This window comes from Cellulosimicrobium sp. KWT-B, from assembly GCF_002127155.1.
Classification (GTDB): domain Bacteria; phylum Actinomycetota; class Actinomycetes; order Actinomycetales; family Cellulomonadaceae; genus Cellulosimicrobium; species Cellulosimicrobium funkei.
Genome location: NZ_NEDO01000002.1, coordinates 682,730 through 704,193 on the forward strand (window position 1 = coordinate 682,730; position 21,464 = coordinate 704,193).

16 protein-coding genes are annotated in these 21,464 nt (G+C 71.1%); 9 read left to right on the plus strand and 7 right to left on the minus strand.

What is annotated here, in order from left to right:
• Positions 1–132 precede the first annotated feature (132 nt).
• The 7 genes from urtA to B9L22_RS09280 all read left to right on the plus strand — a co-directional run bounded on the left by urtA (position 133) and on the right by B9L22_RS09280 (position 7,134).
• A complete protein-coding gene (urtA, locus tag B9L22_RS09250; protein WP_086150104.1) occupies positions 133–1,398 on the plus strand; it encodes an urea ABC transporter substrate-binding protein in 1,266 nt (421 codons plus the stop codon).
• Positions 1,399–1,594: 196 nt separating this feature from the next.
• The gene (gene urtB / locus B9L22_RS09255) at positions 1,595–2,479 is read left to right on the plus strand and encodes an urea ABC transporter permease subunit UrtB (protein ID WP_086150105.1); all 885 of its coding nucleotides are present in this window, start codon (positions 1,595–1,597) and stop codon (positions 2,477–2,479) included.
• Complete coding sequence (gene urtC / locus B9L22_RS09260) at positions 2,476–3,699, plus strand: urea ABC transporter permease subunit UrtC (protein WP_086150106.1); 1,224 nt, start codon at positions 2,476–2,478, stop codon at positions 3,697–3,699. The genes urtB and urtC overlap by 4 nt, the downstream gene beginning before the upstream one ends.
• Positions 3,696–4,655: an urea ABC transporter ATP-binding protein UrtD gene (gene urtD, locus B9L22_RS09265; protein ID WP_086150107.1), complete on the plus strand. Its 960-nt coding sequence runs from the start codon at positions 3,696–3,698 to the stop codon at positions 4,653–4,655. The genes urtC and urtD overlap by 4 nt, the downstream gene beginning before the upstream one ends.
• Positions 4,655–5,347 (plus strand): urea ABC transporter ATP-binding subunit UrtE, encoded by a 693-nt coding sequence (urtE, locus tag B9L22_RS09270; protein ID WP_061268117.1) that lies wholly within the window; start codon positions 4,655–4,657, stop codon positions 5,345–5,347. The genes urtD and urtE overlap by 1 nt, the downstream gene beginning before the upstream one ends.
• 61 nt (positions 5,348–5,408) lie before the next feature.
• Positions 5,409–6,152, plus strand: a complete 744-nt coding sequence (locus B9L22_RS09275; RefSeq protein WP_086150252.1) for a GntR family transcriptional regulator — start codon at positions 5,409–5,411, stop codon at positions 6,150–6,152.
• Between the two features lie 166 nt (positions 6,153–6,318).
• Positions 6,319–7,134, plus strand: coding sequence for a CPBP family intramembrane glutamic endopeptidase (locus B9L22_RS09280; RefSeq protein ID WP_086150108.1), 816 nt, complete (start codon positions 6,319–6,321; stop codon positions 7,132–7,134).
• Between the two features lie 490 nt (positions 7,135–7,624).
• Here the strand turns inward: B9L22_RS09280 and B9L22_RS09285 are convergent, their stop codons facing one another.
• From B9L22_RS09285 to B9L22_RS09310, 6 genes are all read right to left on the minus strand, one after another.
• Positions 7,625–10,117 (minus strand): MMPL family transporter, encoded by a 2,493-nt coding sequence (locus tag B9L22_RS09285; protein ID WP_233139912.1) that lies wholly within the window; start codon positions 10,115–10,117, stop codon positions 7,625–7,627.
• 162 nt (positions 10,118–10,279) lie between these two features.
• Positions 10,280–10,939: a response regulator transcription factor gene (locus B9L22_RS09290; protein WP_086150254.1), complete on the minus strand. Its 660-nt coding sequence runs from the start codon at positions 10,937–10,939 to the stop codon at positions 10,280–10,282.
• Positions 10,936–12,054 (minus strand): sensor histidine kinase, encoded by a 1,119-nt coding sequence (locus B9L22_RS09295; protein WP_158097183.1) that lies wholly within the window; start codon positions 12,052–12,054, stop codon positions 10,936–10,938. Before B9L22_RS09295 ends, B9L22_RS09290 begins: the two co-directional genes overlap by 4 nt.
• A 677-nt stretch (positions 12,055–12,731) precedes the next feature.
• Complete coding sequence (locus tag B9L22_RS09300) at positions 12,732–13,313, minus strand: TetR/AcrR family transcriptional regulator (RefSeq protein ID WP_086150110.1); 582 nt, start codon at positions 13,311–13,313, stop codon at positions 12,732–12,734.
• Positions 13,313–13,840, minus strand: a complete 528-nt coding sequence (locus B9L22_RS09305; RefSeq protein ID WP_143317215.1) for a dihydrofolate reductase family protein — start codon at positions 13,838–13,840, stop codon at positions 13,313–13,315. Before B9L22_RS09305 ends, B9L22_RS09300 begins: the two co-directional genes overlap by 1 nt.
• A gap of 122 nt (positions 13,841–13,962) precedes the next feature.
• Positions 13,963–14,901, minus strand: coding sequence for an SDR family oxidoreductase (locus tag B9L22_RS09310; RefSeq protein ID WP_086150112.1), 939 nt, complete (start codon positions 14,899–14,901; stop codon positions 13,963–13,965).
• A 133-nt stretch (positions 14,902–15,034) separates the two neighbouring features.
• Here B9L22_RS09310 and B9L22_RS09315 point away from each other — a divergent pair, with 133 nt between their 5' ends.
• Entirely contained in the window at positions 15,035–15,874 is an 840-nt protein-coding gene (locus B9L22_RS09315; RefSeq protein ID WP_086150113.1) for a helix-turn-helix transcriptional regulator, read from the plus strand.
• A 33-nt stretch (positions 15,875–15,907) separates the two neighbouring features.
• Positions 15,908–17,326 (plus strand): helix-turn-helix transcriptional regulator, encoded by a 1,419-nt coding sequence (locus B9L22_RS09320; RefSeq protein ID WP_086150114.1) that lies wholly within the window; start codon positions 15,908–15,910, stop codon positions 17,324–17,326.
• Between the two features lie 512 nt (positions 17,327–17,838).
• On the opposite strand, the gene B9L22_RS09325 is transcribed toward B9L22_RS09320, so the two are convergent.
• Positions 17,839–21,462, minus strand: coding sequence for a replicative DNA helicase (locus tag B9L22_RS09325; protein WP_086150115.1), 3,624 nt, complete (start codon positions 21,460–21,462; stop codon positions 17,839–17,841).
• Positions 21,463–21,464: the final 2 nt, after the last annotated feature.

Sequence of the window (21,464 nt, forward strand, 5' to 3'; positions counted from 1 at the left end):
ACCGTGGGCACCGCGCAGGGCGCACGGCCGTATACGCGCTCGTACCCGGAGCCCGCGAGGAGCGGCCGCCCGCCCGGCAGCCGTCGGCACCCGCCGAGAACCCCGCTGTGAGAACCCGCTGAAAGGACCCTCGTGACACCTTCACGCGCCACGACCCGTCTCGCCCCGGCCGCCGCCCTCGTCGCGCTCGCGCTCACGCTCACCGCGTGCGGCGCGAGGACGGAGGCCGGCGAGGGCGGGGGCTCCACGACCAGCGCCGCCGAGAGCTGCGTCGACACCTCCGGCGACACCGTCAAGATCGGCTTCCTCAACTCGCTCTCCGGCACGATGGCGATCTCCGAGCAGACCGTCGCGGACTCGCTCGCCCTCGCGGCGGAGGAGATCAACGCCGACGGCGGCGTGCTCGGCAAGCAGCTCGAGATCGTCCAGGAGGACGGCCAGTCCGAGCCCACCGTCTTCGCGGAGAAGGCGGAGAAGCTCATCACGAGCGACTGCGTCGCCGCGGTGTTCGGCGGCTGGACCTCCGCGTCGCGCAAGGCGATGCTCCCCGTGTTCGAGGCGCAGGACTCGCTGCTGTTCTACCCCGTCCAGTACGAGGGCCTCGAGTCGTCGCCGAACATCTTCTACACCGGCGCGACGACGAACCAGCAGATCGTCCCCGCGCTCGACTACCTCGAGGAGCAGGGCGTCACGTCGATCTTCCTCGTCGGCTCCGACTACGTCTTCCCCCGCACGGCGAACAAGATCATCAACGCCTACGCGGAGGCCCACGGCATCGAGGTCCTCGGCGAGGAGTACGCGCCCCTCGGCCACACCGACTTCTCCACGATCGTCAACAAGGTGAGGTCCGCCGGAGCCGACGCCGTGTTCAACACGCTCAACGGCGACTCCAACGTCGCGTTCTTCAAGGAGTACAAGAACGCCGGGCTCGGCCCGGACACGATGCCCGTCGTGTCGGTGTCGATCGCCGAGGAGGAGGTCGGCGGCGTCGGCATCGAGAACGTCGAGGGCCAGCTCACGGCCTGGAACTACTACCAGACCATCGACAGCCCGGAGAACACCACGTTCGTCGAGGCGTTCCAGGCGAAGTACGGCGCCGACCGCGTGACGTCGGACCCGATGGAGGCCGCGTACACGTCGCTCTACCTGTGGAAGGGCATGGTCGAGAAGGCCGAGTCGTTCGACGTCGCCGACGTCCAGGAGGCCGCCGACGGCGTGACCTTCGACGCGCCGGAGGGCTCCGTCACCGTGGACGGCGACAACCACCACGTCGCCAAGACCGCGCTCATCGGCAAGATCGGCCCCGACGGCCTCATCTACACCGAGTGGAGCTCGGGCGCGCCGATCGAGCCCGACCCGTACCTCGAGGGCTACGACTGGGCCGAGGGCCTCTCGTAGGCGGGGAGGCCCGTCGGGCTCGAGCCCGGCGGGAACCGGGGTGTGCGCGCCGGGTCTACCATCCGCCCGCTCGTTCCTCGCGGGCTCCCGCCAGCCCCGCCACGACCCGGCGCGCACACCCCGCTCCCCACCTCTCCCGTCACGTCGCCGCACGTGGCACCCTGCCCCCTCGCACCCACCGGAAGGCGTACCGCCCATGGACGTGCTGTTCTCGCAGCTCTTCGCGGGCCTGAGCCTCGGCTCGGTCCTGCTCCTCGCCGCCCTCGGGCTGGCGCTCACGTTCGGTCAGATGGGCGTCATCAACATGGCGCACGGCGAGTTCATGATGGCGGGCGCCTACACGGCGTTCGTCGTGCAGGGGGTCGTCGGGAACGCCGGGCTCTCGCTCCTCGTGTCGCTGCCGCTCGGTTTCCTCGTCGGCGGGCTGCTGGGCCTGCTGCTCGAGGCGACGCTCATCCACCGCATGTACAAGAGGCCGCTCGACACCCTCCTCGTGACCTGGGGCGTCGCGCTCGTGCTCCAGCAGGTCGCGCGCGACGTGTTCGGCGCCCCCAACGTCGACGTGCGCGCCCCCGCCTGGCTGAGCGGCGCGGTCGACCTGTTCGGCCTCGCCGTCCCGAAGACGCGCGTGTTCATCCTGGCGCTCGCCGTCGTTGCGGTCGTCGCGCTGGCCGTCGTGCTCAAGGTGACGCCGCTCGGGCGGCGGATCCGCGCCGTCGTGCAGAACCGCGACCTCGCCGAGGCGAGCGGGGTCTCCACCCGCGCGACGGACCGCCTCACGTTCTTCGTCGGCTCGGGCCTCGCGGGGATCGCGGGCGTCGCGCTCACCCTGCTCGGGTCCATCGGGCCCACGCTCGGGACGAGCTACGTCGTCGACGCGTTCCTCGTCGTCGTGGCCGGCGGCATCGGGCAGATCAAGGGCACGGTCATCGCCGCGTTCGCGCTCGGGCTGCTCCAGGCGACCTTCGAGTACTCGACGACGGCGAGCATCGCCAAGGTGCTCGTGTTCGTCGTCATCGTCGTCTTCCTCCAGGTGCGACCCCAGGGCCTCGTGTCGGTCCGGACGAGGAGCCTCGCATGACCGCCGTCACGACCGGGAGCCCGTCGCGGCTCGCCGCCCTGTACCGCTCGTCGCGCGCCCGCGTCGTCGTCGGGTTCGCCGTCGCCGCGGTCCTGCTGTTCGCCGTCGCGCCCGCGACGCTGTCCACGTTCCGGCTCGGCCTGCTGGGGAAGTTCCTGTGCCTCGCCATGGTCGCCGTCGGCATCGGGCTCGCGTGGGGCCGCGGCGGGATGCTCACGCTCGGCCAGGGCGTGTTCTTCGGCCTCGGTGCGTACCTCATGGCGATGCACCTCAAGCTCGCGGACGCCGGGCCGGACGGCGTCCCGGACTTCATGATGCTCTACGGCTCGGGCGAGGTCCCGGGCTGGTGGGAGCCGTTCCGGTCGCCCGTCGTGACGATCCTCGCCATCGCGGTCGTGCCCGCTGGCCTCGCCGCGCTGCTCGGGTTCGCCGTCTTCACGCGACGCGTCCGGGGCGCGTACTTCGCGATCCTCTCGCAGGCGCTCGCCGCCGCGTTCGCGATCCTCCTCGTCGGCCAGCAGGCGACGACGGGCGGCACCAACGGCCTCAACGGGTTCCGCTCGTTCTTCGGCTACGACCTCGCCGACCCCGTGAACAAGCGGATGCTCTTCTTCCTCGCCGCCGGGGCCCTCCTCGTCATGGTCGCGGTCGCGCGCCAGCTCATGGTGTCGCGGTTCGGCGAGCTGCTCGTCGCCGTGCGCGACCAGGAGAACCGCGTGCGGTTCCTCGGCTACGACCCCGCGAAGGTCAAGGTCGTCGCGTACGCCGTCGCCGCCTTCATGGCCGCCGTGGGCGGTGCGCTGTTCGTGCCGATCGTCGGGATCATCTCGCCCGCCGACGTGGGGGTCGTGCCGTCGATCGGCTTCCTCATCGGGGTCGCGATCGGCGGCCGGGCCACCCTGCTCGGGCCGGTGCTCGGGTCCGTCGCCGTGAGCTGGGCGCAGACGAGCCTGTCCGAGACGTTCCCGTCCGGCTGGATCTACGCGCAGGGCGCGCTGTTCATCCTCGTCGTCGCGTTCCTGCCCGGCGGCCTCGCCGAGCTGTTCACGCGCTGGCGCCGGTCGCGCAGCACCCCCGTGCCCGACGACGGCCCCACCCCGGCAGGCGACGCCGCCTCGGAGGGCGCTCGCCCGGGCGGCGGCACCACCGCGGGCGGTTCGGCCACCGCGGGGACGACCGCCGTCGACCACGACCCCGCGACCACCGGGAGGACCGCATGACCACCCGACCCACCGAGCCCGCCGCGGACGCGGCGAACGCGGCGACCGACGTGGAGGCGCTCGGCGCCGCCGTCCTCGAGACCGGCGTCGCGGGCGACGGCCTCGACCTGGAGGCCGCGCAGGCCGTCCTCGGCGTCGACGACTCGCGCTTCCGCCACGACTACCTCCAGGTCCGGGGGCTGCGCGTCGAGTTCGACGGGTTCGTCGCCGTCCAGGGCGTCGACCTCACCGTCACCGCGGGCGACCTGCGCTTCCTCATCGGGCCCAACGGCGCGGGCAAGACGACGATCGTCGACGCGATCACCGGTCTCGCCCCGGCGTCCGGCTCGGTGCAGTTCGGGGGCGTCGAGCTCCTCGGGAAGAAGACGCACCGCATCGCGCGGGCGGGCGTCGGGCGCACGTTCCAGACCGCGAGCGTCTTCGAGGAGCTGAGCGTGCTGCAGAACCTCGACATCGCGGCCGGCGCCGGCCGCGGCCCGCTCACGCTGCTGCGCCGCCGGTCCTCGACCCCCGCGGCCGTCGAGCAGGCGCTCGAGACCGTCGGGCTCGCCCACCTGCGCGACGTCCAGGCCGGGATCCTCGCGCACGGGCAGAAGCAGTGGCTCGAGATCGGCATGCTGCTCGTCCAGGACGCGCGGCTGCTGCTCCTCGACGAGCCCGTCGCCGGCATGAGCCAGGCCGAGCGCGAGCAGACCGGGGAGCTGCTGCGACGCATCGGCGCCCAGCGGACCGTCGTGGTCGTCGAGCACGACATGGAGTTCCTGCGGGCGTTCGCGTCCTCGGTGACCGTGCTGCACCTCGGGCAGGTGCTCGCCGAGGGCACGTACGCCGAGGTCCAGGCCGACCCGCGCGTGCAGGAGGTCTACCTCGGCAGCGCGGGCGCGACCCGCGGCGCCCGACGACGGGGCGCTGCGCCGACGTCGTCGGCCACGACGACCGACGAGAAGGAGGCGTGATGCTCGAGCTCACGGGCCTGCACGCCGGCTACGGCCGGACCATGGTGCTCCACGGCGTCGACGTCACCGTGCCCGCCGGCGGCGTCGCCGCCGTGCTCGGGCACAACGGCGCCGGCAAGACGACGCTCCTGCGCACCGCGCTCGGGCTGCTCAAGGCCCGGTCGGGGAGCGTCGTGCTCGACGGCGAGGACCTCACCCGCCTCCCGACCCACCAGCGCGTGCGGCGCGGTCTCGCGTACGTACCGCAGGGGCAGCAGTCGTTCGGCGACCTCACGGCGCGGGAGAACCTCCAGCTCGTCGCCGACACGTCGCGCGAGGGGCCGCGCCGCCTCGACGAGGCGCTCGACCTGTTCCCCGCCCTGCGCGGGCTGCTCGGCCGGCGGGCGGGGCTCCTGTCCGGCGGGCAGCGCCAGCAGCTCGCCATCGCGCGCGCCCTCCTCACCGGCCCGCGCGTGCTCGTGCTCGACGAGCCCACCGAGGGCATCCAGCCGTCCGTCGTCACCGAGATCGAGGACGCGATCCTCACGCTCACCGACGCGGGCGGGCTGTCCGTGCTGCTCGTCGAGCAGCACGTCGGGTTCGCGCTCGGCGCGGCGCGCGACTACGTCGTCCTGCAGTCCGGGCGCGTGACGAGCCGCGGCGCGGGCGGCGAGGCCGCCGAGCACAGCGTCCGCGCGGCGATGGCGGTGTAGGCACCGTGCTCGCGGGGCGGTGGGTGGCCACCGGCGACCGACGGCACGGCGCGTGCGGACGGTGAGACCACGGACCGGGGCCCGGGCCGACGACCCGGGCGCCCGCGCGGACGTCGTCACCGCGTCGGAACGGGCCACCACCTCGCTGCGCGACGCCGTGTACGCACGCCTGCGGGGCGAGATCCTCGACGGGCGCGTCGACCCCCGCGAACGGCTCACCGAGCCCAAGCTCGGCCGACGGTTCGGCGTGTCGCGCACCCCCGTGCGCGAGGCGCTGTCCCGCCTGCTGTCCGACGGCCTCGTCGAGCGCACCGACTTCGGGTACGCCGTCGTCGTGCCGAGCCTCGCCGCGCTGCGCGACCTCGACGAGCTGCGCGCGACCCTCGAGCTCCGAGGGATCGACCGCGTCATCGAGAACCCGGGGCTGCGCCACGACACGGACGTGCTGCGCACCGAGCTCGCGCGGTGGGTCGAGCTCCGCGTCGCACCTCCCCGACCGGACCCCGGCTTCGTGCTGCTCGACGAGCGCTTCCACACGGCGCTGTCCCGCGCGGCCGGGAACGAGCGCATCACCGAGGCGCTCGTGGAGGTCAACGAGAAGGTGCGCGCCGTGCGGAGGTACGACTTCGTCGAGGACGAGCGCGTCCGCAGCACCGTCGACGAGCACGTCCGGATCCTCGAGCTCGTGCTCGCCGACCGGCTCCCCGAGGCCCGCACCGCCCTGCACCACCACGTCGGCGCGTCGCTCGCCGTCGTCACGGAGCGCGCCGCCCAGGCGCTCGCGCGCATGGCGGTCGCGGGCTGACGGCGGACGACGACCCGCCGTCCCGACCGCACCTCGTCCGCAGCAGCGACCGGACGGCCGCGCCCACCGACGACGTGCGGCTGCCGTCCGGGCCCCTCGCGCCGACGTCGTGCCGCGCTCCTGGACGAGCGGCGTCCGCCTTCGGTGCCGGCCCTATCGTTGCGGGGTGACGGACGCACGGATCGCTCGCCAGTTCGTGACGCTCACGTTCCTCATCGCCTACGGGCTCTCCGGCGGTCTGATCGTGGCGGCCCGCTCCGGCTACGAGGTGAACAACGTCGTCACCACGGTTCCCGAGCTCCTGGCGAACGTGCCGTTCGCGCTCTACATCCTCTCGCCCGCGATCGCCTCCTACGTCGTCCTGCGAGCGAACCGGAGGGTCTCAGGCCTCCGGGAGTGGCTGCGCCTCGTCTTCGCCGTCCGTGGCCGCCCCGCGGGGTATCTGCTCGCCCTCTCCGCGCTCGCGCTGTACTTCGCGCTCCACCTGCTGGTCTCCGGCCCCTCCGCGCACGCGCTCCCGTGGTTCATGTTCTTCCTGTCCCTGCCGGGCAACCTCGTCATCGGCGGCATGGAGGAGGCCGGCTGGATGACCGCGCTGCAACCCGGGCTCGATCGGCGGTGGGGGTTCGTCCCGTCCTCGCTGGTGGTCGGGATCGTCTGGCTCCTCTGGCACGTGCCGCTCTTCTTCATCCCCGGCACCAACCACGAGTCCGGTCAGATCGACTTCTGGATGTTCGCGGTCCAGGTCATGGCGTTCCGCTTCCTCTACGGCGCGATCTTCCGGGTGGCGGGCACGAACGGCGTGCTCCTGTGCATCCTCACCCACACGGTGTTCAACGCCGCCAGCTTCACCCTCGGCATCCCGCCGACGACCTGGGCGGGCACCCTCGCCGCCAACGCGGGGGTGGTGATGCTTGCCCTCGTGTCGGTGACGCTCTTCCCGCGGGCTCGGGCGACTCGTCGATGGCGCGTCGAGCCCTGAGCTGCATGGTGCAAAGGCAGCCCAGCGACGGCACGCCACGGCCGCGGATCGCCGAGCTCTCGTGCCACCAGCTGAGGCCCGCAGGGTCGCGTCGAGAGGCGCCCCCACGTTCGTCGTATCGGGCCTGGTCAGCGGACTTTCGGCGTCGACGCTGAAGTTGATATGGCACCGGAACCAGTCGCGCGGCGCTCCTCGCGATCGGCATCGTGTTCGCTGCACGGTCGCCACGGGCGGTACGCGCCGGCGCGACGCGCTGCGCCGCACTCGTCGATCTGCAGGCGTCGGGCGGCGCGCCGGGGCGTAACCCGCCCCGGCGGCGACTGCGGCCCCAGGCACAGCGGGTGGACCCGGGCCTTGCGAGCGTCGCCGACCTTTCGAGCATGCCCGAGCCGTGATGGAACGTGGCACGCCTCGTGCCACGTTCCATCACGACTGCCCGCAGTGCGGGGGGCGACGTCCGCGACCGCCACCCGCCACCGGTGCCGGACTCTCAGGCTGTCGGGACCGGCGCGGTGCTCGGGGTGGCGTCTGTGCTCGCCCGTTCGAGCTTCGCACCCTCCACGTCGACGTCCGGGAGGATGCGGTGCAGCCAGCTCGGGAGCCACCAGGCGTGCTTCCCGAGGACGTGCATGACCGCGGGGATCAGCAGCATCCGCACGATGAACGCGTCGACCAGCACGCCGAAAGCCAGACCGAACCCGATGGTCTGGATCATGACCGAGTGGGTGAACACGAAGCCGCCGAACACCGAGATCATGATGATCGCGGCGGCAGTGACCACGACCCTCCCGTGGTGCATCCCGTGCTGGACGGCGACGCGAGCCGGCACGCCGTGGGCGTAGGCCTCGCGCATCCCCGACACCAGGAACAGCTGGTAGTCCATGGCCAGGCCGAACAGGATCCCGACGAGCAGGATCGGCATGAAGCTCAGGACCGGGCCCGGGTTGTGGATGCCCAGCACGTCGCTGAACCATCCCCATTGGAAGATCGCCGTCACGCCCCCGAACGCCGCCAGCACGGACAGGAGGAACCCGATCGTCGCCGTGATCGGGACGAGGATCGAGCGGAAGACGACGACGAGGATCAACAGGGACAGGCCGATCACGACCGCCAGGTAGAGCGGGAGCACGTCAGCCAGCTTCTGGCTGATGTCGATGTTGGCACTGGCCGTCCCGGCCACACCGAAGGTCACGCCCGAGAGGGAGTCCGACCCGTCCCGCAGGTCGTTCACGAGGGCTTCGGTCTCGAGAGTGTTGGCACCTTGGGTGGGGACGACCTGGAACGCCAGCATCTGCGAGTCCTCCGAGACCCCTGCTGGGGCGACGCCGCTGACGTCGTCGAGCTCGGCGATCGCCTGGCCCACGCGGACCTGCGTGGCGACGAGCTCCGTCTCGTCCACCGGAGCACCGAGGTCGGCCACTACGAGCAGCGGGCTGGTGGCTCCTGCGCCGAACTGCTCCTGCACGAGCTCGTACGCCCGGTAGGCGTCGGAGTCGACGGGTTCCGAGCCGCCGTCCGGCAGTCCGAGACGCATGTCCAGCGCGGGGATCGCCATGACCAGCATCGCACCCAGCCCCGCGGTCAGCGTGATGACCGCGCGGCGAGTGCTCATCGGGGTCGACGGCAGCGCCGTGCGCTTCATCGCCCGGGAGCCTCGCCGTTCCTTCGCCGGTGTGATCCTGTTCCCGAGCAGGCCGAGGAGGGCTGGTGTGAGGGTCACGGCGACTGCCATCGCGATCAGCACGCAGACCGCGGCGACCGTGCCCATCAGGCCGAGGAAGGCCACCCCGGTGACGTTCAGGGCGAGCAGGGCGATGACGACCGTGAGGCCGGCGAACACCACGGCGTTGCCGGACGTTCCGTTCGCGCGACCGATCGACTCCTGGAGTGCCAGCCCGTCGCGCAGCTGGTTGCGGTGCCGGTTCAGGATGAACAGCGAGTAGTCGATCCCGACGGCGAGACCGAGCATCAGGCCCAGGACGGGGATGACCGTGTTCATCTCGATGACGTCCGAGAAGGCGAGGGAACCTGCGAGTCCCGTGCCGATGCCGACGAGGGCGTTGATCAACGGCAGGCCGGCGCCGACGAACGTGCCGAGCATGACGAACAACGTGACGGCGGCGACGAGGAGGCCCACGGCCTCGCCCGGGCCGAACAGGGACATCTGCGGCGGTTCTGCCGCGCTGCCGGCGCGCTCGACCAGCACGCCGTCGATGGCATGGTCCTCGATCACGGTGGCGAGGGCGTCGAGGACCTGGCCGTCGACCGGGTCTTCGTCGAACTGGATCGTCCCGATCGCCGCCTCCCTGCTGTCCGACACGGGGGTGATGTCGTCGGCCAGCTCGATCAGGGCGATCCCCTCAGCGAGGGTGGTCTCTTGCGCGTCGAGCTTGGCGCGAGCCTCGTCGAGCGCTGCCTGCTGCGCGGCGACGTCGGCAGCGACGGCTGGGTCTTGACCCGCTCCCTCGGCCCGCGCACGCGCGGTGTCGAGCTGCGCCTGCCCCGCGTCCAGCTGGTCGCGCGCGTTCGCCAGCTCGACCTCGCCGTCCGCGAGCCGTTGACGCTGCTGCTGCGCGGTGCTGGCCGCGTCGAACGGGTCGACCACGGCCGTGACGCCGTCGATCGCGGCCACGTCGTGGACGAGCTCGGCGATCGCGGCCTCGTCCTGCTGGTCGAGGGCGGATCCGTCGCTCGAGGCGAACACGAGCTGACCGGAGGCGCCACCGGCGCCCGTGAACCGCGCCTGGAGCACGTCGGTCACCTGGGTGGTCGGGGTGTCGGAGATCTCGAAGGACCCCACGAGAGTGCCACCGAAAGCCAGGAAGGCGCCGACTGCGACCAGCAGTGCCGTTGCCCAGGCGCCGATGACGAGGCGGGCGCGTCTGGCCGCCGTCAGCCCGAGCCGGTACAAGAACGTTGCCATGCGAAGAACCTCTTGGGGTTGGGGGTGGGCGAGCGGCCCCACGTCGAGCGCGTGCTGCACGCGCTGCGGTGAGCGCGGCTCAGGCCTGTGGTCGGGTGGCGCGGCCCTGCGCCGAGCCACCCGCAGGACGAGTCTGTGGGCGCACCGGTGCACGACGCGTCGTCCCGTGGAACGCACGTGCTACTGCAACCGCAGTAGCACGGAACCGCACCACGATCGCCGCTACACCATCCCTGCCCGGTGGGCGAGCACGACCACCTGCGCCCGGTCCCTCGCACCGAGCTTGGTCATCGCGCGGTTCAGGTGCGTCTTGACGGTGAAGGGCGAGATGAACAGTCGAGCGGCGATCTGACCGTTGTCCGCACCCTGAGCGGCGGCCGCGACCACGTCGCGCTCTCGTGCCGTCAGCGTGGAGATCCTGCGCGCGAGGTCTTCGTCCCGCGTGTCGCGGGCCTGTCGCCGGGAGGCGTCTTCGACCACGACGCTCAGCGCGTGCGCGGACAGTGACGCTCGACCACCTGCGACGTCGAGGACGGCCTCGATCAGCTCCTCGGGCCCTGCGCCCTTGCTGAGGAAACCTGACGCGCCGGCGCGCAGTGCAGCGACCGTCTCGGCGTCACCGTCGAACGTCGTCAGGACGAGGACGCGGGTGGCGCTCAGCCGCGGGTCGCTCCGCATCCGGCGCGTGGCCTCGACACCGTGGACACCCGGCATCTGCAGGTCCATCAGCACGACGTCGGGGCGCAGGTCGACGGCCTGGCGAATCGCATCAGCACCGTCCGCGGCCTCGCCGACGACCACGATGCCTTCCACACCGTCCAGGATCGCGCGCAGACCCGTGCGCATCATGACCTGGTCATCCACCAGCAGGACGCGCGTCACCACGTCGCGTCCGGAGAAGCCTCGCCGCCCTGCCGCACCGGGCGCCGCGTCCGAGGCAGCCACGCGTGCACGGAGAACACGCCGGCCTCGGCACCAGTCTCCAGCCGCCCACCGGCCTGCTCGACGCGCTCTCGCATGCCGACCAGGCCAAAGCCGCCGACTGGTCGGCTTCGCGCGACCGCCGCGAGGTTCACCACGTCGACGACGACCGCGTCGCTCTCGTCCCGGACAGTCACCGTGACGCCTCCGTCTCCGTGGCGATGAGCGTTCGTCAGCGACTCCTGCAGGACACGGTAGAGCGCCGCACCCACCGCAGGGTCCAACCCGTCGAGATCGGCGTCCACGTCCGCGCGGACCGCGTCACCTCGTGCTCTGGCCTCGGCGAGCAGCGCCGGGACGCCGGACGCCGAGACACGTCTCACCACGTCGTCGTCCTCCGACCGCTGGGTCGACCGGAGCACGGCGACGATGTCGCGCAGCTCCAGCAGCGCCGTCCGGCTGGCGCTGCGTACCTGTCTCAACGAGTCCTGGGCCCGAGCGGGGTCGGTGTGAAGATGTCGCTCCGCGGCGCCGGCCTGCACGTTGATCGCGGCGATCGAGTGGGCGACCGCATCGTGCAGGTCCCGCGCGATGCGCAGGCGTTCGTCGGTGACGTGGCGGGCCGTCTCGCTCACCCGGGCGGCTCGGATCGCCGTCGCCTCGTGCTCCAGCGCCAGGACGTTGTCCCGGTTCGCGCGCACCGCGGAGCCGAGCCCGAGCGCCAGCGCCGTCCAGGTGGTGACCGTGAGGAAGGACACCACGAGCGTGGGGCCGTCACCGGCCTCGGCGACGGTGAGAGCCAGCACGACGAGGACGCCTGCCGCCAGGATCAGGACCGAGCGGGATCGACCATGCATCGCCGCGCTGAAGAGCGCGGCGCAGGTGAGCACCGCATACATCGTCGGGTCGGCGCCGAGCGCGGCGACGACGACCGTCAGGGCGCACACGGCCACCGTCGCGACCTGAAGGTGGCGGCGTCGCAACGCCAGCACCACCGCGACCGCTGCCAGGACGACTCCCTCGGCCGCGTCCCCTTCCTGGACCACCAGCCACCCGCGGACGAGCACCGCGATCATCAGCGCGACGTCCAGAAGACCGTCCCAGCGGTCCTCGTCGCCGGACCGCCGCCACGGGAAGCAGCGGCGCCACCCGCCGCGGTCCGTGCGGCCCGCTGGGGAAGCAAGATCGACGCCCTCCATCTGCCTCCTTCGTCGTCGTCGAGCCGAGCGCCGCGTGGTCGGCGAAAGCCGGCTGCGTCAAGCATCCACGTCCTCGCCGAGGTAGTCACGCTCTTCTTCGGCCTCTCGGTTCGGGATCAGCTCATCGGCGTAGCCATCTACTGCCGTCGCGGTATCCGCGACCCTCGCGTCGTGAGTCGGCTCGGGCGTCGTGCAGGATCGTCGGGGCCGGGGACCTGAACCGCCCCGGATCCCATGGAGGCTCTCGATCCACGGAGGATGAGGGTCATGGCAGCACCGAGGAGGTACCCGGACACGTTGCATGAGCGCGCCGTGCGGCTCGTGTCGGATGCGAGGAAGGACCCGATGACTCGTCCGCCGGCGAATCGGTGGAGCAGCCCGGGCCGTACCGCGCGCGGCTTGCTGGCGGAGGCCGCGCGAACCCGTGAACCGGTCGGCGCACCCGTCGCTGGTTCCACGGAGCACCCTCTCGGACCCGGCGCAGCCCGGTCTCGCTGCCGGTCAGCGTCGCGCGGACGACGGCGTCAGGTCGCTCTCGACGGTTCCCGCGGCGCTCAGGCTCGATAGGGACGCAGGAGCTGGGTGAACGCTGCCTCCATGGACCGGACGAGCTGACCGTCGCGGTGGATCGCCCAGCGGATCATCGCCCCGTGGTAGGTGATCTCGATGAGTTCGGCCAGGCTCTCCAGGTCGACGGCGGGCTGGAGCTCTGCGTTCGCCGCGGCTTCGCGCAGCCGCTCGAGGATCTTGGTCCGCAGTCGCGACGCACCGTCCTTCGTGGACGCGTGGAACTCGCTGTCCGCCAGGCCGATCTGGAGCAGAGACACCGAGTTGGCCATCTCCTCGGCCGTCGTCCCCGGGTCCACCGTGTACAACATCCCGGCGACCAGCCGATCGAGAGCCGAGCTCCCTCCCGGCACGGCGTCCATGCCGCCGACCCAGCGCTCCACGGCCCATCGGTCGGCGGCGAGCAGGAGCGCCCGCTTCGACCCGAACCGTTGCACCAGCGTCGAGGGCGACAACCCCGTCTGCTTCCCGGCCGCTGCGAGAGTGAAGCGCTCGGGGCCGATCCTCTGGACGAGGTGAAGGACCTCGACCAGGATCGCCTCGTCGCTGATGACCTTGGGCCGGGGCATCAGCGGGTGGGGAACCGATAGACGGACTGCACGGCACCCTGGTCGGTCACGTGCAAGGCGACCAGCTGCGCCTGCACGGTGTCGGCGAGGGGGCCGAAGAGCGGGATACCGTCACCGAGCAGCACGGGAACGCGGGTCACCGTCAGGTCCGCGAGGCGCCCGGCACCCAGGAACGCCTGCACCGTGCGCCCCCCGTCGGCGTAGACGCGCTCGATACCCGCCTCCTCGAGGCTCGCCTGCAACGAAGGGATGTCAGGGTGGACCTCTACGGGCGAACGACCCATGTCGGACCGAGTCCCCGGAGCAAGCGTGGAGGACAGGACGTGGACAGGCATGCCCCGGTAGTAGTCCGGGGCTGACTCGAGCATCACCTCGTAGGTGCCGCGCCCCATCGCCAGCGCCTGGACCGAGCCGAAGAAGTCCTCGTAGCCCGTGTTGTCGAAGGACGTCAGCCAGTCGAGCTCGCCGTTCGGTCCGGCGATGTACCCGTCGAGACTGCAACCGAGAAATGCGTGGAACGTCGTCATGAGGTGCGATAATAACTGCACGTTCGTTTACATACAACGACGGCGCGACGCGAGGATCAGTGCGTGGTCGACAACCGTCGCTGGTCGGGCGCCGTGCGCCGAGCGAGTCGCTCCTCGGTCCGTCAGCCGAACCTGACTCCCGTCAGCTCCTGGGAGACGGACCAGAGGCGCGCGGCGTCCGCGATGTCACGCAACGGCGACCAGAGCCTCTGCTCCCCGGGCGGACCGCCCGCGCTGCCCGGCCACTGCGGTCCGTAGAAGGCACCACCGCGCGCCCCGGGGGACGTGGCGGCCAGCAGGGCCGGCAGCGACGCGGTCTGCACGGTCCCGACGAGCACGTTACGGGACGACAGCCACTCGATCATGCGTCGGCCTCGCGCCTCTGAGTCACGTGCGAGCTCGGGCCGCGCCGCGAGCAGGCTCGTCGGGGCGACACCTGGGTGGGAGACGTTGCTCGTGACGTCCCAGCCCTGTGCCCTGCTGCGCCGGTCGAGCTCGAGCGAGAACAGCCCCACGGAGATCTTCGACTGCCGGTAGGCCCCCATCCCGTCGTAGGCCTGCTGCCACTGGAGATCGTCCCAGCGGATCCGTCCGCGGCGTGCGGCAACGCTCGACTGCGAGGTCACCCGGGCCCGCCCGGCCCGCAGGAGCGGGAGGAGGTGGCCGGTGAGGGCGAAGTGGCCGAGGTGGTTGGTCCCGAACTGCAGCTCGAACCCGTCGGTGGTGACCTGCCGTGCGGGCGGTGTCATGACGCCGGCGTTGTTGACGAGCAGGTGGATCGGCTCGCCCTCGTCGAGCAGCGTCTGCGAGAACGAGGACACGGAGGCGAGGGAGGACAGGTCCATCTCGCGCATCGTCAGGCGGGCTGCGGAGTGTCCGGCTCGGATGCGCGCCGCCGCGGCCTCTCCCTTGCGCGGGTTGCGGACCGGCATGACGACCTCGGCACCGGCGGCGGCGAGCCGGGTCGCGATCTGGAGGCCGACGCCGTCGCTCGCGCCCGTGACGACGGCGCGCCGACCCGTGAGGTCGGGGACGGTGATGTCATGGCTCGTTCTGGGCATGCAGACTCCTCGGTGCTGGACGCGGTCGGGCCGTGCGGTGTGCGGCCCCATGCCAGGTTCACCCAGGTACAGCACGCCATCCACGGCCTGACGATCCGTGGCTCGGCAGCCCCAGGCACGTGACGATGGACCCATGATCGACAGAGCGGGGCTCGCCGACTTCCTGCGCACTCGCCGCGCCGTACTCCAGCCCGAGGACGTGGGCCTGCCGCGCGGATCGCGGCGCCGCACCGAAGGGCTGCGGCGCGAGGAGGTCGCGAGCCTGTGCCACATGTCCACGGACTACTACTCCCGGCTCGAGCGAGAACGTGGCCCGCAACCCTCGGAGCAGATGGTCGCTTCGATCGCGCAGGGCCTGCACCTGTCACGCGCGGAACGCGACCACCTGTTCCGGCTCGCCGGGCATCGCCCGCCCGAGCCCGGCGCGGCCGGCGATCACGTGGACCCCGGGCTCCTGCGAATCATCGAGCGCCTGGAAGACACTCCGGCAGAGATCGTCACCGAGCTCGGCGAGACGCTGTGGCAGACGCCCCCCGGCGTCGCGCTCGTCGGCGACCTGCGCCGATACACGGGCCCCGCGCGAAGCATCGGGTACCGCTGGTTCACCGACCCGTCGGCGCGAGACCTCTACCCGGAGGAGGACCACGCCTTCTACTCCCGGATGTACGCCTCGGGGCTGCGTGGCGCGCTCGCCCTGCGGGGACCGCAGTCGCGCGCGGCCCACCTGGCCCATCTTCTCCTCGACCGCAGCGAGGAGTTCCGCACGGTGTGGGGCCGGCACGAGGTGGGCGTGCGACCACGCCCGGTCAAGCGGTACCTCCACCCGCTCGTCGGCCCTCTCGAGCTCAACTGCCAGACCCTGCTCGATCCGGAACAGTCGCACTCGCTGCTCGTCTACACCGCAGCGCCCGGCAGCGCGACCGCCGAACGCCTGCGGCTGCTCACGGCTCTCGCGCCGCCGATCCGAGCCTAGATCCGGCCGTCGGCCACGCCGGCGTTCCATGGCATGTCGACAACGGAGGTCCATCGGAGCGGCGTACGGGTTCACCAGGCGTGTGATGCCCAGCACCGGCATCTCTACGCCGATCAAGGCGGCAGCTACGCCGGGCGCCTGGCAACCTTCACCAAGCCCACCGACCTCGTGACCGCAGGCACGATCGCGGTGATCTCTGCCCGCCTACGAGGGGCTTACGCGGACTCCGAACGGCTCGGCGCCTGGACGGCCAAGCAGCTCGTCCTGCGAGGCGGCAAGCACGCCATGCCCTGGACCCCGGGACATGTCGCGGCCAAGCCCGGGTGGCTGTCCACCCAGCGCGGCGTGACCGCGATGCTCGCCGGCCGGCTCGACCACGCCACCCACCTCTACGCCCGGGCGCACGCCGAAGCCGGACCCCCACCCCACGGGCACTACGCCGGAGCCAACGCGGTAGCCAACCTCGCACTCATCGCGGCCTACCGCGGCCACCTCGACCTCGCCCGCACCTGGCTCACCACCCTGGAGAACTCCGGCCCCCTGCCCGACTGGATCGAGCACCTCACTGCCGTCGGAGCCAGGATCGCTCAAGCCCTCATCGCGATCGAGGAAGCCGACACCGAGAAGGCCCGCCAGGCGCTCGACCAGGTCGGGCCCCCGACGCAGAGCCTGGAGCTGTGGCCCTTCATCGCCTACGCCCACTCCAGCTACGACGCCGTGTTCGGAGATCCGCACGCCGGCCTCGTCAAGCTCGACGAGGTACGAACCCTGCACGGAGCGCTCGACCCCCACCCCGCCACCCTCGCCGGCGAGCTGATCCTGCGCTCTGAGGCCAAGCTCTTGCTGCGCGCCCAGGAAGGCAACCGGCTCCTCCACCTCGCTGACCGCCACCCAGACGTACTGTCCCTGAAGCAGCACGTCGCCTGGGCACACATCGTCTCCGGCGAACCCCACGAGGCGATCCGCTACACGGCACAGGCTCTCGAACAGGTCCAGATCCCCGTGCCTGACCTGATGAGCCTGCAGCTCGCCGCCGCTGTCGCGCACCTGCGCACCGGCAACAAGCACCACGCCGCCGCCGCCTTCCGCAAGGCCATGGCACTGCGGACCGGCGCCGCCCACGTCAAGCCGTTCCTCGCCGCAGAACCCGACGACCTGAACCAGCTCGCCGAACTCACCGGCATCCCCGACCCGCTCATCAACCGGAAACTCCCACGCGTCAACATCCCCCGAGAAACCATGGTCGTGCGACTGTCTCGACGCGAGAAGGCAGTCCTGGCTGCACTCGCCGCCGGGGACACCGCCGAGCAGGCCGCGGCACGCTTCGAAGTCTCCCCGGCCACCGTGCGCACCCAGATCCGCAGCATCTACCGCAAGCTCGGCGTCTCACGCCGCGCCGCAGCCCTCGCCCGCGCCCAGCAACTCGGCCTGCTCAGCGGACCCAACCGCTGACTGCAAGCAGCCGGACTCACCGTCAACACCGACCATCAACACGGACGTCCCAGCCGCAACGAGGGACGAGGCAGCCGGGACGCCACACGGGTACTCAACAGACCCGGGCAGATTCTGGGCATCTTCGCCGCCAATGTCCAGGCCTCGATCGCACGCCTCCCCCGCGCCGACCCACCGCGCTCGCCCAGGCGGCCCAACACCCGACTTCGGCGAGGGCATCCGCCCCACTCCCCCGTAGCACTATCCACCGACCGCATCCGGCCTCGGGATCCCCTCGCCGCGCGGCACGAGGCAGCCCTCCCGCGACGCCAGTTCTCGGTCGCGCGCGAGCCATCGTCAGCACGGACAGTGGTGTCACAGTGGTTGGGGGACGTTGACGAGCCACTGACATCCACCAGACGCGGCGCACCGCCCAAGCGCGTTCCGAGCAGCCGACCCCCTTGCGAATTGACTAGACGAAGGATCGGTCAAAGCAGTCTGCATCTCGACACCAACACGGCAAGAACACGTCGCTACATCTGCATGTCGGCGAAGCGCTGGTAGTGGCCCTGGAACGCGACGGTGATCGTGTCGGTGGGGCCGTTACGGTGCTTGGCGACGATGAGATCCGCCTCGCCCGCGCGCGGCGACTCCTTCTCGTAGGCGTCCTCGCGGTGGAGCAGGATCACGACGTCGGCGTCCTGCTCGATGCTGTTGTGTGCCGCGATGCCGTTCGCGACGAAGTTGTGCCCGTCGAGGACTGTGGCGTCGTAGACCTGCTTCTCCCCCATCGGCTCGATCGAGACGACCTCGTCCCACAGGAGGTCGTTGACGGCCATGATCTCCAGCTCCTCGCTCTCGAGCACAGCCGCGATCTTGCCGAGGCGGTGCCTCGACGGGGAGTTCTTCCACAGCGCGCTGCCGCAGAACTCGGTGCCGATCGCTGCCGCGAACTCGCGGTGCGTCATGCCTCGCTCGACAAGGATCTCGCGGACGTCGTCCCAGACTCGGGGCGGGACGGTGTCGACGTTCGTGTTGGCCCGCGTCTCGCGGATGATCGTCAGCAGCTTCTCGGCGACATCGCCGCGGTCGCCGTGCACGCCGATCTCCTGGAGGAAGCGGCGCTGGTCATCCACCCCGCTCACGTCGAGCGTGTACCCGGGGCGGTACGACCCCTTAGGTGTCGCCATGCGCACGCGCGTCGAGATGCCGAAGCGGAGCAGGAGGCGCGACAGCCCGTCGACAACCTCACGGGACGTCGAAGCGTAGTAGATCCGACCGCTGCGCCCGTTCTTGTTGATCGTCACCGAGCCGTCCGTGGCCCAGATGTGCTTGATGAAGAGCGCGATCTGACGCTTAGGCAGGTGGAAGACGCTCGTCGGGATGAACTTCTCGTGGCTGCGCGCCCCGAACAGGCCCAGGTCGTCGAGCCACTCGGCGATGGGGTTCCGGCGACCCCGAGCGAGACGGTAGGGCGCCGGGAGGCGCAGGGTCGTGACCCTTGCGGCGGCATACTCGTCGCGGATCGGGGTGATGCCGAAAGCGCCTGCAGCCTCGGAGACGGTCGCGAGGTTCCGCTCATCGATCGAGGCGTAGCGGATCGGCTGGCGCTTCACGAACGACCCGTCACCGAGGAGGTGCGCGAGCATGACGACCTTGCGGTCGTCCCACTCCAGGTTCCGCTCCGGCCCCGGTACGTGGCGCGGCACACCGATGCGTGAGCCCACCTCCAGGTCCCCGAGCGCCGTCCAGCCGTCGTAGGTGAGGAACGGGTGGTTCGCCGTCGCCTCGATCTCCTTGCCCGACGCGAGGCGCATCCTGAACACCGGCTTCACTCCGGTGGGGAACACGTGGGTGAGGTGACGGCGCACGTACTGGAGCCGGTCGTTGAGCGCCCACACGGGGACGTCCTTGGCGTTGAGCGCGAACAGCTCACCGAGACTGGTCTCCGCGCCGGTGTCCGCGCGCAGGATCTTCGTGTCCTCGGTGAGGCAGCCCGACTCACGCAGGTCGCTCATCTGCGGCTTCTTGTCGCCACGCTGTTCAGGACCACGGTTCAGCTGCGAGATCGCGATGACAGGAACCTCGAGCTCCTTCGCGAGCAGCTTGAGCGCACGCGAGAACTCCGAGACCTCCTGCTGGCGCGACTCGACGCGCTTGCCGGAGCTCATGAGCTGGAGATAGTCGATGACGACGAGCTTGAGGTCGTGCCGTTGCTTGAGCCGTCGACACTTGGCCCGGATCTCCATGAGCGACATGTTCGGCGAGTCGTCGATGAACAGCGGCGCTTCGGCGACCTTGCCCATCGTGGAGGCGAGCTTCTGCCAGTCCTGCTCGTCCATCTTCCCGGAGCGCATCCGCGTGAGCGGCACCTTCGCCTCGGCGGCGAGCAGACGCATCGTGATCTCGTTGCGGCTCATCTCCAGGGAGAAGATGACGGCCGCCATCTGGTGGTGCACCGCGGCGTGCGTCGCGACGTTGATGCCGAGGACGGAGTTGTGCGTCGGCACCATCGACCGCCCCGCGAGGTACAGGTGCGACGGGTGGTCCACCTCGACGCAGCGCACCGGCACCGGGTCGACGCGTCGGACGTCGACCACGAACCGCGAGGTGAGCCGCGCCGTCCCAGGGCGACGTCGCTCCTTGTGGACGAGCCGCTTGCGCTCCAGCCAGAAAACGTCGTCCTCGGTCGTGAAGGTGATCGTGTACGCCGTGGACGAGGACTCGGCCCGACCCTGGACGGCCCTCGTCGACCACCCCGTGCGGTATCCCAGGGACAGGACCAGCTCTCGCGTCTGCAGCGCGAGGCGCTCGCTCGTCAGCGAGATCTGGACGCTTCCCTGCGGCGTGACCGTCCCGTCCGTGTCGAGCAGACCCGCGAGAAGCTCGCGTCGTTGCGTCTCGCTCGCGCGCAGGTAGGCAACGGGGATCTCGTCGGCCGTAGGCAGGCCGAGCGCGAGCAGGTCGTCCGCGCTCGGCTGTGCGACGTAGCCCAGCCCTTCGATCCGCATCGCGATCTCCGGGTCGGCGGACGTGAACTCGGCGCGCCGAGAGCTACCGTCGCCCAGCCAGACCCCGAGCGCGTAGGGGTGGATCGGGAGGTCGGCCTCAGGAAGGTCCAGCGGTGCAGTCGTGGCGATCGAGTGGTTCGCACGGTTGTCCGCCGTGACACAACGGACCGTGGCCGCGAGCTCCTCGGTCGTGCGGACGGACGACTCGGGCGTCTCGCCGGCGCGGACCGCGCGTCGCTGGGCACGGGTCGAGGTCACCCACTGGTGCTGCGCGTCCGCGACGATCACGGTGCCGTCGTCGAGCTCGACCTCGTAGCAGGGGCGGTCGACCATGACCTCGGTCGCGGCGACGACGCGTGTGGGCGTCCCGTCCGCGGAGACCAGCAGGTCGCCGACCGCGACCTCGCCCATCGTCGTCCAGCCCGACGGCGTGGGCAGGGGCGTGTCGAGCGCGAGGGCCTTGCCGATGGCCGGCCGCGCCGCGACGACGATCATCTGGCCGGGGTGCAGGCCGTTGGTGAGCCGGTCGAAGTCGGAGTAGCCGGTGGGGACGCCGGTCATGCCCTCGCCGCGCCCCTGGGCGGCCTCGATCTCGTCGAACGTGGGCCCGAGGATCTCGGCGAGCGGGAGGTAGTCCTCCGTGGTGCGCCGCTCCGTCACGGCGTAGACCTCGGCCTGGGCGTTGTTGACGATCTCGTCGACGTCGCCGCCGTCGGTCGCGTAGCCGAGCTGCACGATGCGCGTGCCCGCCTCGACGAGACGGCGCAGGACCGCACGCTCGCGGACGATGCGCGCGTAGTACCCGGCGTTGGCGGCGGTCGGCACGCCGGCCATGAGGTCGTGGATGTAGGGCGCGCCGCCGATGCGCTGGAGCTCGCCGCGCTTGGTGAGCTCCGCGACGACGGTGATGGCGTCGGCGGGCTCGCCGCGACCGTAGAGGTCGATGATCGACTCGTAGACGATCTCGTGCGCCGGGCGGTAGAAGTCGGAGCCGCGGATCTGCTCGATGACGTCCGCGATGGCGTCCTTCGACAGCAGCATGCCGCCGAGCACGCTCATCTCGGCGGCGACGTCCTGGGGCGGCGTCCGGTCGAACCCCGACGGCCCCGGTCCCCCGTAGCTCTCCTCGAGCTCCTCGATCGACATGC